This is a genomic window from Myxococcus sp. CA033, assembly GCF_013336625.1.
Taxonomy (GTDB): domain Bacteria; phylum Myxococcota; class Myxococcia; order Myxococcales; family Myxococcaceae; genus Myxococcus; species Myxococcus llanfairpwllgwyngyllgogerychwyrndrobwllllantysiliogogogochensis.
In genome coordinates, this window is the sequence record NZ_JABUMU010000004.1 from 83,822 (window position 1) to 100,066 (window position 16,245).

Consider the following 16,245-nt stretch of genomic DNA (forward strand, 5'->3'; position numbering starts at 1 on the left):
CGCCCCGCCCTACGACGCGCGGGCTTCGAGCTCCGTGGCCGCCGGGTCCACGCTGCCGCGACGCGACAGGAGGTTCTCCAGCTTCAGCGCGTTGAGCTCCAGGCTCTCCACCATGCTCTTCGCGTACGACGTGAGGAACAGGTGGAAGATGATGCAGACCACCGCGATGGAGAGCGCGAAGGCGGTGTTGTTCATCGCCTTGGAGATGCCGTCCGACAACAGCCGCTGCTTCTGGTCCGCCGGCACGTCGCCCAGCGCCTGGAAGGTGCCGATGAGACCGAAGATGGTGCCGACCAGGCCCACCAGCGTGGCGATGTTCGCCAGGGACCACAGCCAGGGGATGCGCTTGGACACGTGCGGGCTGTGCTCGATGAGGGCCTCTTCCACCGCCTTGGCCACCTCGATTTCACCCCGGTTCGCGTGCACCAGCCCCGCGCGGATGACCTTGGCCAGGGGCGCGGTCGGCGCCATGCCGCACACCTTCACCGCGCGGTCCAGGTTGCCGCCGCGCACCAGCTTGGAGATCTGCTCCATGAAGGGCGCCGGGTTCAGGTTGTAGCGGAACACCAGCGTGACGATGCGCTCCAACGCCACCGCCAGCGCGCACGCCAGCCAGAACAGGTTCACGAACATGAACGGACCGCCATCCTTGAAGAACTTGATGACGGAGTCCGTGACGCCGAGCTTTCCGGCGTCCGCGGCCGCGAGGCTCGCGTTGACCAGCAGCTCGCTGACCACCGAGGAAATCATTGGTCGGGTTGTAGGGCGGGCCCGCCGAAGCTGTCAAGCCACGGACGGGCCAGCCCCCTGTAAACACTTGGGTTTTCAGGCCGCCGACGAAGTTCCCGGGTCCGTGGGGACGCCCGACTGCTCAGCGACCTCCCGCCGGTAACCACACTCCTTGTTCGGGCAGGCGACGTACGCGCCGTCCCGCTTGGAGTACTTCTGGAGCAGATACGGCGACGCGCAATCCGGGCACGCCTCCGCCAGGGGCCGGTCCCATGCGGCGAAGCGGCAGTCCGGGTAGCGGTTGCAGCCGAAGAAGATCTTCCCGCGGCCACTGCGGCGCTCGGTCAGGTAGCCCTGCTTGCACTCCGGGCAACCCACGCCGATGGAGATGGGCTTGGACGTCTTGCAGTCCGGGTAGCCCGAGCACGCCATGAAGCGCCCGAAGCGGCCGCGCTTGATGACCATGGGCTTGCCGCACTTCTCGCACAGCTCGTCCGTCGTCTCTTCCTCGACGATGACGATCTTCCCCTCGGCATCCCGCTTGAAGTCCTTGGTGTTCTTGCAGTCGGGGTAGTTCGAACAGGCGAGGAAGTGCCCCATCTTTCCGAACTTGATGACGAAGTGGTTGCTGCACTTCTCACAGGCGATGTCGGTCTTGATCTCCTCGCGCTTGACGTCGCGCATCTCCGCCTTCGCCTTCTCGAGCGTGTCCTTGAAGGGCCCGTAGAAGTCGCGCAGCACCGACACCCACTTCGCTTCACCCTCGGAGATCTGGTCGAGCTTCTCCTCCATCGTCGCGGTGAAGGTGACGTCCAGTTCGTGGGGGAAGTGTTTGACGAGCATCTCGTTCGTCATCTGCCCCAGGTCCGTGGGCCGGAAGCGGCCCTCGAGCTTCTCCACGTACTTCTTGTCCTGGATGGTGGAGAGGATGGCCGCGTAGGTGGACGGGCGGCCAATGCCCTTCTCTTCCAGCTCCTTCACCAGCGTGGCCTCGCTGAAGCGCGGGGGCGGCTGGGTGAAGTGCTGCTCGTGCAGGAGCTTCTGCAGGCCCAGCTTGTCGTTGTCGTTGAGCAGCGGCAGGTCGCCCACGGCGTCGGCGCCATCCGCGCCCTCTTCGCCCGCGGCCTTCGCCTTCTCCTTCTCCGACTCCTCTTCCGGCGTCAGGCCCGCGCCGTACACCGCGAGGTAGCCGGGGAACTTCAGCGTGCTGCCGGAGGCGCGGAACGTGGCTCGGCCCGCGGCGATGTCCGCGCTCGTCTGGTCATACACGGCGGGCTTCATCTGGCACGCCACGAAGCGGTTGTAGATGAGTTCGTAGAGCCGGAACATGTCCTGCTCGTCCATCGCGTCGAAGAAGGGCCGCACGCGCTCCGGCGGGTACTCCAGCGACGTGGGGCGGATGGCCTCGTGGGCATCCTGCGCGCTCTTCCTGGACTTGTAGACCACCGGCTCTTCCGGCAGGTACTCCGCGCCGTACTTGGAGCCGATCATCTCCCGCACCTGCTTCACGGCGTCGTCCGACAGACGCGTGGAGTCCGTGCGCATATACGTGATGAGCGCCGTCTGGCCTTCCTCGCCGAGGGGCACGCCCTCGTAGAGCTTCTGCGCCAGCGTCATCGTCTTCTTCGCGGTGAAGGACAGCCGGTTGGCCGCCTCCTGCTGGAGCTTGGAGGTGATGAAGGGCGCGGGCGCGTTGCGGCGCCGCTCGCGGCGGTCCACCTTGGCCACGGAGAACGCGGCGTCCTTCAGCTCGTTGACCAGGCCCTCGGTGATGGCGCGGTCCTTCAGCTCCACCTTCTTGCCGTCCACCTTGGACAGCTTGGCCTTGAACGGCGGCGGGCCGGTGGGGCCTTCCAGGAGCGCGTCGAGCGTCCAGTACTCCTCGGGGACGAAGGCCTTGATCTCCGCCTCGCGCTCCACGATGAGGCGCACCGCGACGGACTGCACGCGTCCGGCGGACAGGCCCCGGCGGATCTTCTGCCAGAGCAGCGGCGAGATTTGATAGCCCACCAGGCGGTCCAGGATGCGACGCGTCTGCTGCGAGTCGTAGTTGTCCTGGTTCAGCTCACGCGGCTGGGCGATGGCTTCCTGGATGGCCTTCTTGGTGATTTCGTTGAAGGTCACCCGCATCGCGTCCGGATGCGCCAGCTCTTCCTTGATGTGCCACGCAATGGCCTCGCCCTCGCGGTCGGGGTCCGTGGCCAGGAAGACCTTGTCGGCGGACTTCGCCATCTTCTTCAGCTCGTTGAGCACCTTCTCCTTGCCCTTGATGACCTCGTACTCGGGCTGGAAGTCGTGCTCCACGTCGACGCCAATCTTGCTCTTGGGCAAGTCCTTCACGTGCCCCACGGACGCCTTCACCGTGTAGCCGGAGCCCAGGTACTTCTTGATGGTCTTCGCCTTGGCGGGCGACTCCACGACGACCAGGTAGTGCGGCCCCTTGCCGCGCGGCGTGGCCTCTTCCTCGGCGTCCGCGTCCACGGCGGGCAGCGAGTCGTCGTCACCCTTCTTGGTGGTACGCCGGCGGGCCGCGGTCTTCTTGGCCGCGGTCTTCTTGGCCGCGGGCTTCTTCTTGGCCGCAGTCTTCTTCTTGGCGGCCGTGCGACCGGCCGCCTCGCGGGGCGCCTTTTCCTCGGTCGCCTCGGTCTCTTCCGCCTTCTTCTTCGTCCGCGTGGCCATGACTCTCCTACCTAGATCTTCTCGTACAGCCTGCCCGGGTGCTGGACGACCAGCCCCGTCATCTCCAGCTCCACCAGCGCGCTGACGAGCGCCGCGGGTGTGAGGGTGCTCCCGGTCAGCACCTCATCGAACGTCCGGGGAATCCGGTCCAACACCGCATAGGCGCCCCGCGCTTCCGCGGAGAGCCCTTCCCACGAATCAGCCTTTCCCGGCGCCACCATCCACCCAGGGTCAACACCCACCGCCCGCCAGACGTCCTTCGCATCCAGGCACGCACTCGCGTGCCCTTCCCGCAGCAGGGCGTTGCAGCCTGCCGCATCCGCCTGACGTACATCCCCCGGCATCGCCAGCACCGGCCGGCCCTGCGCCCGCCCCGCCTTCGCCGTGTGCAAACTGCCCGACTCCGCCCCCGCCCTCATCACCAGGACCGCATCCGATGCGCCGGAGATGAGCCGGTTGCGCCGGGGAAACGTGGAGGTGCTTGCCCGCACCCCAGGCGGCAGCTCGCTGAAGAACACCCCGCCCCTCTCCAAAAAGTGAGGAAGCAGGCGGGCTTGCGCCGGGTCCAACGCATCCAGCGCCGACCCCAGAAAAGCCCACGTCTCCGCGCCCACGTCCAGTGCACCCCAGTGGCACGCCCGGTCCACGCCCGCCGCCGCACCCGACACCACCCCCACCCCACCCTCGGCCACCTGACGGGCGAAGGCACGGGCAAAAGGCAGGAAACCCTGATCCGGATGTCGGCTGCCCACCATGGCCACCCGCCTGCGCGGCGGCCCGGGCTGGCCCCGGTGGAACAGCAGGGGCGGCGCGTCCTCCACCTGCTTGAGACGCTCCGGATAGGTCCGCTGTTCGGCGAACGCCACCCGCATGCCTCCTGCGTGACACGCCTCCTGCAACCGCTCCGCGACGACGGGGAGCCGCTCCAGGGTCGCCAGCCGACGACGAACTTGTGGGGAAACCGGCGCTTCGGACACCCAGTCTCCTACCGGAGTCGCGGCCAGGGGAGCGAGACGACCGTCGGCGAATGCGCGCAAGGCGGCCAGCGTCCTCGGCCCCAGGCCGGGAACGGCCCAGAGCGCCAGGCATGCCTGCTGTTCCGCCGTGAGGCTGTCCGTCTCAGCGTCCGCCATACCCAACCCCCCTCCATTCCCACCTATATAGAAGATGGGTCCGCAGGGAGGGGCGCGACACATAAACACCGGACCGCCACCGGTCAAGCACTCAACCCCTCCTGGACGGGAGGGGATGCACTTTTCCTGCCGGAATCAGCGGCTGGCGGTGGGGGCGGGGCTGACGCGCATGTACGCGCGGTCGCCGGTGTTGATCTCCTCGGTGGAGCGCATCATCAGGCAGTTGTTGGTGCGCTCCTTCACCTCGGTGACCATGCACGTGCCGATGTTCTCCCACGGCAGCGCCTTGTCGGACGCGGGCGGCGGGGGGAGCTCCGGCTTGCCCAGCACCTGCCGGGACGGGTCGCCCTGGCGGAGGATGAGGAAGGTGTTGCCCAGCTGGACGCCATCCGCGCTGCCCTTGTCCAGCACCACGGTGTTGTGCTCGCCGAGCAGCGACAGGTACGGCACCAGCGCCGTCACGACGGTGGCGTTGAGCTCCTTCGTGTTGGGCCGGGGGGCGACGCGCTCGCTGAGCTTCTCGCCGTAGGGGCCCACCAGGTCGCCACGCTCGATGCCGTCCCAGGTGTCGACGATCTGCGCGGTGACGACGCCCTTGTCCACGCGCACCACGCGCAGCGTGCCCACGAAGTCCGTCAGGAAGCCCAGCTCCTTGCCCGAGCGCGGGTGCTTCACTTTCTGCGTGGTGTGGAAGACGACGTAGCGGTCACCGACCTTCGCGTCGGCCTTGCGCTTGAAGCGCACGTAGACGTTGTCCGGGAAGGCCAGCATCAGCGCGCCGTTCGGGGAGCCCTCGATGCGGCCCGCCTCCTCCAGCTCACGGGCGGTGACGAAGCCCTGCGTCGTCACCGGCCGCGACGAGGACACGTCGTAGCCAATCTTGCCCGACACCGAGACCATGTCCCCGCCGGACAGCTCCGTGGGGGCGGCCACGTCGACGGTGTCGTCGCCGGTCTCCACGCGCTGGGGCACTTCCTCGCCCCCGCCGAAGAAGCTCACCTGGTTGCCCGGGTAGATCCAATGCGGGTTGGCGATCTCCGGGTTGTAGGACCAGACCTTCGGCCAGTACCAGGGGCTGCCCAGGTAGCGCGAGGACAGGTCCCACAGCGTGTCACCGGACTCGACGGTGTGGACCACGCCGGGGGCGCTGTCACGGCCCTTGGCCGCGCCGGGCGGCAGCGTCACGTTGGTGCCGGAGGGGCGCTCGGGCGCCTCGTCCATGACCTCCGCGCCTTCCGTCTCACCGCCGGCCTCGGTGTCCTCCGGGTCGCTGCCCTCCTGCTGCTGCGCGAATGCGCTCCAGGCGGGGGCGACGGCGAGGCTCAACATCAGCGAGGTGAGGATCCGGGTGCGCATCGCACGACATCCTTTCGAAGAAGACTTCACTGCGGGAGGGCGGCGAGCCGCTGCTCCGCCTGCGTGGCGGCGGCCGTCCCCGGAAACTGGGTGACGACGCGCGTGTAGAGAGCCCGGGCATCCGCGGCCTGGTTGAGCCGCATCCGGCACTCGGCGAGCCGGAGCATGCCGTCCAGCATGGCGTCCCCGGCGGGATAGGTGGCGATCAGCCGCTCGAACGACTTCGCGGCGTCCTTGAACTCGTTGAGCCCCATCTGACCCAGCCCGCTGAAGTACAGCGCGTTGTCCGCGCGCGGGTGGCGAGGGTTCTCCTCGGAGAAGCGGCGCAGGCGCTGCACGCCCCCCTCCACGTTGCCGGTGCGCAGGAGCGACACCGACTTCTCGTAGTCGGCCTCGAGCACATCCGGGTCCGGCTGGTCCGCGGGGTCATCCTCCCGCGTGGTCACCATGGTGGCCCCGCCCGTCGACGCCAGGGTGGTGCCACCCGAGGCGGACCCAGGCGTGCCGTCCGGCACCGAGCTGATGAACATCTCCACCTGCTCGGACTCGGGCTCCACCACCGCCACCTGCGTGGACAGCTTGGGCGCGGGCTCGAAGCGCGGCTTGAGCTTCACCACCGCCAGGTCCGGGGTCGACGTCAGCGCCCCACCCTGCTCCGGCGCGGTGACTCGCACGGGAACCGTGGAGGACTGCTTCGCCGCGGGGGCACTAGGGGCCCGCGCGCGGTCAACGGCGGCATGGGCCTCCAGGCGCTCCAGCCGGTCCACCAGGCGCGTCTGCGACTCGCGCAGCGTGCGCAGCTCCGCCTGCAGCGCCGCGACCTCCGCCTGGGAGGCGGCGGTGGTGGCACAAGCACACAGCGCGCACAGCGGCGCTGCGGCGAGCAAGCGGAAGATGGCGGAGCGCTCGAGCACGGGCCTCGACGGATGAAAGTCCCTCCGAGGATAGGAAGGCACGTCGGAGAGCGTCAAGAAAACGGCCGGCGCTCCCCGCCTAGAACCTGTTTACCACCAGGTTGAGGTGGCGTCCGGTACGCCCCGCGTCACGCCGGTGGGAGAAGAACCGCGAGGGCTCGCACGCGGTACAGGCCTGTAGCACGTCCACATGGGCCGCCCGCAGCCCCGCACCCAGCAACGTCAGCCGCACCGCCCGTGACAGGTCCAACCGGATGCGCCCGCCCTCCTCGGCCACGACTTCCGAGCCGAAGCGCGTCGTGAAGCGCTGCCCCAGCTCCGCCGAGACTTCGTAGCAACAGCGCTGAATCGCGGGCCCCACCGCCGCCAGCAGCCGCTCTGGCCGAGCCCCCCGCGCCACCAGCGCCTCCACCGCGCGAGCGCTGATATCCGCGTCCGTCCCACGCCACCCCGAGTGCACCGCCGCCACACGCCGTCCGTCCGGGTCCACCAGCAACACCGGTACGCAGTCCGCCGTGCCCACGGCCACCCACGTTTCGGGCACTTCGGTCCAAAGCCCGTCCGCCTCGCCCTCGGGAGGCCGCAGCGTGTCGCCCCCCTCCTCCACCCGGGCCTCCAGCACCCGGTCCCCGTGCACCTGGGAGACACGCGACAGCGCGCCCAGCGGAGCACCGGCCGCCGTGGCCAGCCTGCGCAGGTTCTCCTCCACCTTCGCCCGGTCATCTCCCGTGGAGAACCCCAGGTTGAGCGAGGCGAAGGGCCCCTCGGACACACCGCCCGCGCGAGTCGCGAAGCCGTGCGGAACGGGAAGCAACGAGGACGTGAGCAACTCGGTCGCCATGAGGTGGCCCTTCTAACCGTCACGCCCGCCCCGACGCACGCGGACGTCGACGTGCGCCAACCGGATGCGCCAACGGAATGATAAAATTCCCGTGCAAGTACGTTTGACAGTCCGCGTCAGCCCATTGACAATTCCGCGGACTCTTCGTGAAACGAGTTGAATCCTTTCGAACGAAGTGACGCGAACGCGCGCATGCCCTTGGGTCCCGACACCGTAGGCCGGAAGCTCCTCTGGAGCATCGCTCTGCCGGGGTTGGTGGTGGCGTTGCTGGGCGTGGGCCACTTCTGGCGCGAGGCGCGGGTGGCGGTGCAGGACGCCACGCAGGTGGAGTCGCTCGCACTCGCGGAGTTCGTCGCCTCGACGTTCATGTTACCGCAGGGGCCCGGTGCGCCCGCGCATGGCGCGGTGGCGGAGGTGCTCCACTCGGACACGCGGTTGTTCCGCTCGGTGGCGGACGTGCGTGTGCTGACGCCGGACGGGCGCGTGCGCTGGTCTCGCGAGCCGTCCGAGGTCGGCTCGGTGCACCCGGAGGCCTCGCGGCTCACCCGCCCCGGGCCGGAGACGGCGCGCTCGGCGGACGATGTCACGGAGGTGGTGCGGCCCCTGGGCGGTCCCGAGTGCGGGAGCTGTCACTCGCGCGGGGAGGTTCCGGGCGCCAGTGTCCTGCAGATGCGGATGACGGAGCCCGCGCTGCATCAGCAACTGACGAAGGTGTTCGGTGGCGCGCTGGGGTCCATGGCGGTGTTCGCCATCCTGCTCGCGCTCGTCATCGCGTTGTCGCTGCACTTCAACCTCACGCGTCCGCTGCGTCGGCTGAGCGCGGCCATGGGGCGCGCGGAGGCGGGAGATCTGCTGGTGCGCGCGGACGTGCGCGGCACGGATGAACTCGCGCGCCTGGGCGCCGCCTTCAACCAGATGCTGGCGCGGCTCACCGCGATGAAGGCGGAGGAGATCGACACCCACCGCGACCTGGAGCTGGTGAAGGAGAAGCTCGCGCTCAAGGACGAGTTGGAAGACCGGCTTCGCGAGCTGTCTCTGCTGTTCGACGTGACGCGCTCCCTCAACGCCACGCTGGAGCTGGACGAGCTGCTGGAGGCCGTCACCCGGCTGGTGGTGGAGCGGCTCCAGATTCCGGAGTTCTCCATCATGCTCGTCAGTCCGGAGGGCGCGCTGGAGGTGAAGCAGGCGTGGCCGGAGGGCCGTGGCTCGGAGGGGCTCACCTTCTCCGTGGGCGAAGGCGCCTGCGGCCGCGCGGCCCAGACGCACAAGGCGGTGTACCTGCCGGACGTCGCGGACCACTCCAGCATCTTCGCGCGGCGCGGACTGGTGACGGACGCCATGCTCACCGGCGCGCTGCTCGCGGTGCCCATGGTGCACGCGGGCACGCTCATGGGCGTGGTGAACTTCCAGCGTCCGCTCATCGCCAGCTTCTCGGCGGGGGAAATCGAGCTGCTCACCGCGGTGGCGGACATCGCGGCGGCCGCCGTGAAGAACGCCCAACTGCACGCGGAGACGGTGAAGCTCACCATGACGGACCCGCTGACGGGGGTGCCCAACCGGCGTCACCTCTTCCAGCGCATGGAGCTGGAGCTGGCGCGAGCGCAGCGCTTCGGCACGCCGCTGGCGCTGCTCATGGTGGACGTGGATCACTTCAAGCGCCTCAACGACCTGGCCGGCCACCGGGCGGGAGACGAGACGCTCCGCCGCGTCTGCGACATCCTCCGCTCGCGCGTGCGCAAGGTGGACACGCTGGCGCGCTACGGCGGCGAGGAGTTCGTCATTCTCCTCCCCCATTCCACCAAGCAGGACGCGGTGGACGTGGCGGAGAAGCTGCGTCGCGCGGTGGCGGAGACCATCGTGCTCAACCAGCCCGGCCTCCCGGGCGGCCACGTCACCGTGTCCGTGGGCGTGTCCCACTTCCCCAGCGACGCCAACACGCAAGAGGGACTCGTCGACAGCGCGGACGCGGCCCTCTATTGCAGCAAGCGCACGGGCCGCAACCGCACGACGCCGTTCGAGATGGGCATGGAGATCCACCCCGGTCGCGAACGAGGCCCCCACGCGCCTCCGACCGAGCCGACCGCCAGCGCTCCTCCCGGCAGCGTGGCCAAGGCGTAGCGCGCGGCCCGGCTGCCTCAGCGGGACACGAGCGTGCGCACCGTGGGCAACATCAGGTCCGCCCACTCCTCGTAGCCTTCCTCGGAGGGGTGGAAGCCATCCCCGGAGAAGAAGTGCGGCGAGCGGGGAAACATCTCCTGACTCGCCGAATACATGTCCACCAGGTGCAGCCCCTCCGTGCGCGCCACCTGGGCGATGGCGGCGTTGAAGGGCTCGATGCGTCCTTCGTAGAGGGCACTGGGCACCAACTTCGCGACGGGCGCCATCGCCATGTCCGCGATGTTCACCAGCACCAGGGGGGCACCCGTCTGCTTCAGACGCCGGGCGATGCGCTCCAACTCCTCCTGGAAATCCTCCACCGCCGTGCCGCGCCAGAGGTCATTGGTCCCCACCCCCAGCGTCACCAGCGTGGGTTGCGCGGCCACCGTGGCCTTGAGCTGCCCGGTGAAGACGTCGCGGACGCGCGCCCCGCTGACGCCCAGGTTGGTGAGCCCCACTGACAGCCCAGCTCGGCGCAGCCGTGAGGCGAGGCGCTCGGGATAGCCCCCGCCGCGCGGCGCGCCCACGCCCACCGCGGTGCTGTCTCCGAGCGCGACGTAGTTGACGCTCATGTCCGCCGCTCCACTACGGCATGCGCAGGGCGCGGAGCATGCGGCTGCCTCCCGGGGCCGCCACGCGCAGGAGCAGCGTGCTGCCGGCGGGCGCCGCGCGAATCGCCTTGGCCAGGTCGTCCGCGCTGTTCACCGGCTTGCGGTTGGCCTCCACCACCACCATGCCCGGCTCGAGCTGCGCGCGGTCCGCCGGAGAGCCCGGCACCACGTCGGTGATGAGGGCGCCCTGGCGCTCATTGAAGCCCGCCTGCTGCGCGGTGCGCGCATCCAGGTTCTGGAGGCTGACGCCCACGCGGCGCGAGCTCTCCTGCGAGTCGTCGCCCTGCGGCTTGCGCGAAGTCACACCCTCCAGGTCGGGCCGCGTGCCAAGAATCACCTTCACGTCCTGCTTCTTGCCTTCACGGAACACCGTCAGCGTGGAGGTGCTGCCCGGGCGCTTGAGCGCCACGGTGCGAGTGAGCTGGCCGCTGGACGTCACCGGCTGCCCATCGATAGCGGTGACGACGTCGTCGGACTTCAGGCCCGCCTTCGCCGCCGGAGAGGCAGGATTCACCTGCGTGAGGATGGCGCCCTCCGTCACTGGCAGCTTGAGCGCGCTCGACAAGTCCCGCGTCAGGTCCTGGATGCCCACGCCCAGCCACGCGCGCGTGACGGAGCCTTCCTTCTCCAGTTGGGGCACCAGCGCCGTGACGAGGTTGCTGGGCACCGCGAAGCCGATGCCCGTGCCGCCGCCGACGATGGCGGTGTTGATGCCGACGACCTCACCTCGCATGTTGAACAACGGGCCGCCCGAGTTGCCCGGGTTGATGGCCGCGTCGGTCTGGAGGAACTCGTCGTAGGGCCCCGCGCCGATATCGCGTGCTCGCGCGGAGACGATGCCCAGGCTGACGCTGGAAGCCAGTCCGAAGGGATTGCCAATGGCGACGACCCAGTCGCCCACGCGCAGCGCGTCGGAGTTGCCCAGCTTCACCGTGGGCAGCCCCTCCACCTTGTCCTTGATCTTCACCACCGCGACGTCGGTGAGCGGGTCCCTGCCCACGACGACCGCGGAGAACGAGCGCCCGTCATCCAATCGCACGGTGATGGACACCGCGTCCTCCACCACATGGTTGTTGGTGAGCACGATGCCCGTCGGCTCGATGATGAAGCCGGAGCCCGCGCCCTGGCGGAGCTGCTCCCGCCCTCCTCCCCGGCCTCCCCCACCGCCAAAGAAGCGGTCGAAGAGCGGGTTGTCCTCCATGCCCCTCGGCCCTCCGCCACCGCCACGGGCCTGCACGTCCACGTTGACGACGGCGGACTTCACCGAGTCCACCAGCGGCGCCAGCGAAGGGAGCGCCTGAGCCTCCCGGGTCGCCGGCTGGAGGTTGCCGGGCTGGCCCTGCGCGGGAGCGGGCGCCGGAGCCTGCGCCCACGAGGCCGACGGGACGGCGAGGAGCAGCGCGGTGGCCAGGGCTCTCCGGAACGCGACGGAAGAACGGTTCATATGCTCCCCAAGCTAAAGCCGAAATGCTGTCCCGCAAGCGAAACGGCCCACGGTCATCCATCGAAACATTCGAGCCCGACGCCCACGTGCCGGAAGGTCACCCCGGGCGATAGAGACGGTAGTCGAGTTCCGGAAAGACGTTGTCGCGGCCCTCCAATTGAGCAAGCCAGCCCTCGTCGATGGTGCCCGCGCGCAGTTCGTCGTGCAGCCGGAGGAAATGCCGCACGTGCTCCTGGGTGCGTCGCCTGGCGTACTCCACCATGGTGCCCGTCTTCATGATGAAGGCCCAGTCGGAGCTCTGGGCGAGCAGGAGTTCCCGCGCCGCCTGGTTGAGCGCGCGACGTTGCAGAGCCGTGGCGTCGGGGAAGTCCCGCGCGAGTTCCACCATCTTCCGCGCGCAGTGGGTCAAGTGGCGGTAGACCCAGTCGTTGGTGCCATCCAGCCACATATGGGCGTAGCCTCCCGCGCCCCAGGAGGACATCGGCGGCGTGGCCACCTGGTTCTCCGGCGTCTCGCGCAGGTCGTCCGACGGCGTCACCAGCTCGAACGTGGACTGCTCGCGCGCCGCCTTGCGGATGAGGGCTTCCAGGAACCACGGGCCCTCGAACCACCAGTGCCCGAACAGCTCCGCGTCGTAGGGCGCGACGACCACGGGCTTGCGACCTCCGAGACGCGAGGCGAGGTGCTCGATTTGTCGCTGGCGGTTGAAGAGGAAGTTGCCGGCGTGCACCGCGGCGCGCTCGCGCGCCAGCTCCGGGTCATAGGGCTGCTTGTCGTTCGTCTTCCCGGTGATGCGGTAGTACTTGAAGCCGGTGTTCTTCCGGTCCCCCGTGGGCTGGATGAAGGGACGGATGTAATCCAGGTCCAGGTCCCAGCCGATGTCCCGGTAGAACTCGCGGTAGTCCGGGTCGCCCGGATAGCCGTGCTCGGAGCTCCAGACCTGCTGACTGCTCTCCGGGTCTCTCGCGAAGGCGGCGACACCCGACTCGGTGAAGATGGGTGCGTAGGGGCCGTGCAGTGGACGCGGCGTGGCGTCCGTCAGGCCGTGCGTGTCCACGAAGAAGTAGCGGATGCGCTCGGTGGCCAGGACGCGCTCCAGACCCGGGTAGTAGCCGCACTCAGCCAGCCAGATGCCCGCGGGGTCCCTGCCGAAGTTCTGACGGTAGTGGTTGGCGGCCACCGTGACCTGGGCGCGCACGGCCTCCGGCACCTGCTGCATGAGCGGCAGGAAGCCATGCGTCGCGTTGCACGTGAGGATGTCCAGGTGGCCCGCGTCCTGGAGGCGCCGGAACGCGGCGACGAGGTCCCGACGGTAGCGGTCGTGGAAGGCCCGGCGCAGGGACTCGAAGTGGTCGCGATAGAAGCGCGCCAGTCTTCCGAAGGTCGCGTCGTTCCGGGTGCGGTGGACCTCGCGGTCGCCCAACTCGCAGAGCTGGTCCAGCTTGCGCGAGTAGCGCGTCATCAGCAGCTCGTCACGCAGCATGGTGACGAGCGTGGGAGACAGCGTCATCGACAGCCGGAACGGGATGCCGTCTTCCGCCAGGGAGTCGAAGGCGAGGAGCAACGGGAGATAGGTCTCGGAGATGGCCTCGTAGAGCCAGTCCTCTTCGAGAAAGTCCTCGTGCTCGGGGTGTCGGACGAACGGAAGATGCGCGTGAAGGACGAGTGCGAGAGAGCCCAGGCTCATGGTCGGTCGAAGTGTCCTTGCGGGTTCACGAGCGGCCCCCGCCCGAGGGCGGCTTCCGGTGCGCGTCCTGTTCCGAGGTTCCTGACGGGTGTGTCACCGCGCCAGGGGTCGTGTTGCCCGACAGGTCCGAGTAGCGCCGGTCCGACGCCCCGGAAGCACGAGGTGGTGACTCGAAGTAGCGCAGGTCCGAAGCGCCCGACGCACGAGGCGGGGACTCGAAATAGTTCAGGTCCGAGGCGCGGGGCGCGGACGCGAATTCCTCCGGGCCCGTGTTCGCGGGAGCCCGCTGTGAGGGGTCGGCGTAGCGCATGTCGGAGGCACCTGGCGCACGACCGATGTCCAGGTACTGATACGCGGGACGAGCGCCCTGCGCTTCTCCGCGCACCGCGCCATCCTGGTATCGCTGGTCGGAGGCGCCAGGAGCGCGCACCTGCCCCAGTTCGAGATACTCGAACGCATGCGGTGACGACGTGGCCTGCACGACGCCGTCCCCGTACCGCATGTCCGACGCACCCGCCGCGCGCTCCTGTGCTTCCAGGTAGCGATGCGAGGCGAGGTAGCGCTGGTCAGAGGATCCCGGTGCGCGCTCAATGCCTTGCAGATAGGTCCCGGAGCCCACCTGGGCGCCCGGTCCTTCGGGGGACGGGGGAACACCGGGCCCGACACCTTCACGGTGGACGACGGGAATGTCCTTCACACCCGCGCTGCCGGGTAGGTTCACGCGGTGCCACGTGACGTACTCGCGCTCGCGGTTCTCCTCTGTCGGGGTGGCGACGGGAGCCTCCACGGGTGCCTCGGGCTCCACCGGAATGGGCCGGCGAAGGAAGCGCACCGAGGTATCCGTCGACACGCCCGCTGGCGGAAGCGCCACGCGATTGCTGGAAGGACCGATGCGATGATTCCGCCCGTCGTGCCCGACGAAATGCGCCTCGAACCGGTACGGCCTCCCAGGTGAGAGCCCGTGGATGTAGTAGCCGCGCGACTCGAGTGCGCAATCCACTTCGCGCACGAGCGACTCACCATCGAATACACGCAGGACGGCCCGAGGATCCTCCAGTCCGTGCATCGCACGCGCGCGCGTGGCGGGACTGAAATCCCACAGGGCGAAGAGGGTATGGGGGTCCCTCGGGAGGAGCAGCGCGGTGTCGTCCTGATACTCGACAGGAAGTGGCTCCAGTCCTTCGGACTCCGCACCCACGCGGGGGGCCGAAGTTGACGCAGCTTGCTCCTGGAGATGATGCCGACGGGCCTCTGCCTCACCTCGGACGCGTGCGACGAAGAAACCCTCGATCAGCGGCTCGGCGGGGTGCTGTTCCACCGGGGGCGCTGAGGGAGGTGTCCCCGAGCCCGGCTCGGATGGGGTGGCGGGGGCCGCTTCAGCACGAGCACCAGTCTCGACCTCGGGCTCCGCGAACGTCGCCGTGTCGCGCGAACCGCGGGGCTTGGGTGGAAAGTTCACGATGTGAGCCGGACGCGCGGAGGGGGGACTGTCCGGCTTCTCGGAAGCGCGCTTGGCCGCCACGCGTTTGGGTGCGGAGACACGTCCCTGCTCCGACATCTCGGTGGCCGCCTTCCGTGGGGTCTTTGCACGCGGTTTGTCAGCGGAGAGCGAATCCGCGGGCTTCGCCGTCTCGATGATGGGTACGGCGCTTTCGACAGGGAAGTCGCTTCCCGTCGCGGGGACCGACTTCGCGGCGACGGCAGGCTCCTGCTCCGTTTCCGACACGGTCGAGCGATTCACCTCCGTGGGTGCCTCGCTCGTCGTGGGCGGAGCGGCGGCGACCTTCGGTGCTCGCTGCGCCTTCACCTTGGACGATGCGGCCAGCTCCGCCGTGGGCTCGAACTGGGGCTTTGCCTTGGACGTTGCGGCGGCGACCTTCGCCTTGGGCTCGTCCTGACGCTTCGCCTTGGACGATGCGGCGGCAACCTCCGCCATGGGCTCGACCTGGGGCATTGCCTTGGACGGTGCGGCGGCGACCTTCGCCTTGGGCTCAACCTGGGGCTTTGCCTTGGACGATGCGGCGACCTTCACCTTGGGCTCATCCTGACGCTTCGCCTTGGACGATGCGGCGACCTTCTCCTTGGACTCGACCTGACGCTTCGCCTTGGACGAACTGGCGGCGACCTTCGCCTTGGGCTCGACCTGGCGCTTCGCCTTGGACGAACTGGCGGCGACCTTCGCCTTGGATGGCGCGGCCGGAACTTTCACGGGGGGCTGTGCTTTCGCCCTGGATGACGCAGCTCCGGCCTTCACGGTCGGCCTGGCCGATACAGGCCCCGCTTTCACTGACGGTTGCCCCTTCGCCTTCGAGGGCACGGTCAGCGCCTTCACTGGCGGAGCGGCTTTGGACGCGGTCCGGGTCAACGCCTTCGACTTGGCGGAGGGCGTCATGACCTTGGCCTTCGCCGCAGCATCCCGAGTGGATTCAGGCCTCTTGGGGGCCTTGGCGGGCTCGGCCGAGGCTTTCTTCGCGGCGGGGCGCTTGCGCGGCAGCTCGATGCCCGCCAACCGGGCAAGCTTCGCTAGCGCGGGAACGAACCCGGCAAGGGCGGCGATCAACTCTTCCTTATTGAGCTTGCTGTATCCGCTCCCCAGATGCTTCCGGGCCAGCTCTCTCAGGGAGCCGACGGTGACGCTCTTGAGGTCGTCCATGGGCAAGGTCGCCTTTAGGTCGCCGGCCGTGGTGGGTCAAC

The 16,245-nt window shown here is 68.9% G+C and carries 11 protein-coding genes; 1 reads left to right on the top strand and 10 read right to left on the bottom strand.

All coding sequences use genetic code 11. The features are described from left to right. Positions 1-9 precede the first annotated feature (9 nt). From HUA78_RS13225 to pgeF, 6 genes are all read right to left on the bottom strand, one after another. Entirely contained in the window at positions 10-750 is a 741-nt protein-coding gene (locus HUA78_RS13225) for a MotA/TolQ/ExbB proton channel family protein (RefSeq protein WP_141648809.1), read from the bottom strand. A gap of 75 nt (positions 751-825) precedes the next feature. Next, positions 826-3,408, bottom strand: a complete 2,583-nt coding sequence (gene topA, locus HUA78_RS13230) for a type I DNA topoisomerase (protein WP_141648810.1) — start codon at positions 3,406-3,408, stop codon at positions 826-828. 11 nt (positions 3,409-3,419) lie between these two features. Continuing rightward, positions 3,420-4,541, bottom strand: a complete 1,122-nt coding sequence (locus HUA78_RS13235) for a DNA-processing protein DprA (protein WP_174455215.1) — start codon at positions 4,539-4,541, stop codon at positions 3,420-3,422. A 135-nt stretch (positions 4,542-4,676) separates the two neighbouring features. Continuing rightward, positions 4,677-5,897 (bottom strand): LysM peptidoglycan-binding domain-containing protein, encoded by a 1,221-nt coding sequence (locus HUA78_RS13240; protein WP_174455214.1) that lies wholly within the window; start codon positions 5,895-5,897, stop codon positions 4,677-4,679. A gap of 26 nt (positions 5,898-5,923) precedes the next feature. Beyond that, on the bottom strand, positions 5,924-6,853 hold the full coding sequence (locus HUA78_RS13245; protein ID WP_371745566.1) for a tol-pal system YbgF family protein: 930 nt from the start codon (positions 6,851-6,853) through the stop codon (positions 5,924-5,926). A gap of 37 nt (positions 6,854-6,890) precedes the next feature. Next, positions 6,891-7,652, bottom strand: a complete 762-nt coding sequence (gene pgeF, locus HUA78_RS13250) for a peptidoglycan editing factor PgeF (RefSeq protein ID WP_174455213.1) — start codon at positions 7,650-7,652, stop codon at positions 6,891-6,893. Positions 7,653-7,844: 192 nt separating this feature from the next. On the opposite strand from pgeF, the gene HUA78_RS13255 reads away from it, so the two are divergent. Continuing rightward, on the top strand, positions 7,845-9,770 hold the full coding sequence (locus HUA78_RS13255) for a diguanylate cyclase (protein WP_174476419.1): 1,926 nt from the start codon (positions 7,845-7,847) through the stop codon (positions 9,768-9,770). A gap of 17 nt (positions 9,771-9,787) precedes the next feature. On the opposite strand, the gene HUA78_RS13260 is transcribed toward HUA78_RS13255, so the two are convergent. From HUA78_RS13260 to HUA78_RS13275, 4 genes are all read right to left on the bottom strand, one after another. Then, positions 9,788-10,381 (bottom strand): SGNH/GDSL hydrolase family protein, encoded by a 594-nt coding sequence (locus HUA78_RS13260; RefSeq protein ID WP_174476420.1) that lies wholly within the window; start codon positions 10,379-10,381, stop codon positions 9,788-9,790. 13 nt (positions 10,382-10,394) lie between these two features. Further along, positions 10,395-11,864, bottom strand: coding sequence for a trypsin-like peptidase domain-containing protein (locus HUA78_RS13265; RefSeq protein WP_174462353.1), 1,470 nt, complete (start codon positions 11,862-11,864; stop codon positions 10,395-10,397). Positions 11,865-11,961: 97 nt separating this feature from the next. Then, positions 11,962-13,551 (bottom strand): glycoside hydrolase family 57 protein, encoded by a 1,590-nt coding sequence (locus HUA78_RS13270; protein WP_174476421.1) that lies wholly within the window; start codon positions 13,549-13,551, stop codon positions 11,962-11,964. 25 nt (positions 13,552-13,576) lie between these two features. After that, positions 13,577-16,204: a DUF4912 domain-containing protein gene (locus HUA78_RS13275; protein WP_174476422.1), complete on the bottom strand. Its 2,628-nt coding sequence runs from the start codon at positions 16,202-16,204 to the stop codon at positions 13,577-13,579. Between the last annotated feature and the right edge of the window lie 41 nt (positions 16,205-16,245).

Bases quoted from the DNA above. Each gene is read 5' to 3' on its own strand.
- HUA78_RS13225 (WP_141648809.1), bottom strand. From the start codon at position 750: ATGATTTCCTCGGTGGTCAGCGAGCTGCTGGTCAACGCGAGCCTCGCG.
- topA (WP_141648810.1), bottom strand. From the start codon at position 3,408: ATGGCCACGCGGACGAAGAAGAAGGCGGAAGAGACCGAGGCGACCGAG.
- HUA78_RS13235 (WP_174455215.1), bottom strand. From the start codon at position 4,541: ATGGCGGACGCTGAGACGGACAGCCTCACGGCGGAACAGCAGGCATGC.
- HUA78_RS13240 (WP_174455214.1), bottom strand. From the start codon at position 5,897: ATGCGCACCCGGATCCTCACCTCGCTGATGTTGAGCCTCGCCGTCGCC.
- pgeF (WP_174455213.1), bottom strand. From the start codon at position 7,652: ATGGCGACCGAGTTGCTCACGTCCTCGTTGCTTCCCGTTCCGCACGGC.
- HUA78_RS13255 (WP_174476419.1), top strand. From the start codon at position 7,845: ATGCCCTTGGGTCCCGACACCGTAGGCCGGAAGCTCCTCTGGAGCATC.
- HUA78_RS13260 (WP_174476420.1), bottom strand. From the start codon at position 10,381: ATGAGCGTCAACTACGTCGCGCTCGGAGACAGCACCGCGGTGGGCGTG.
- HUA78_RS13265 (WP_174462353.1), bottom strand. From the start codon at position 11,864: ATGAACCGTTCTTCCGTCGCGTTCCGGAGAGCCCTGGCCACCGCGCTG.
- HUA78_RS13270 (WP_174476421.1), bottom strand. From the start codon at position 13,551: ATGAGCCTGGGCTCTCTCGCACTCGTCCTTCACGCGCATCTTCCGTTC.
- HUA78_RS13275 (WP_174476422.1), bottom strand. From the start codon at position 16,204: ATGGACGACCTCAAGAGCGTCACCGTCGGCTCCCTGAGAGAGCTGGCC.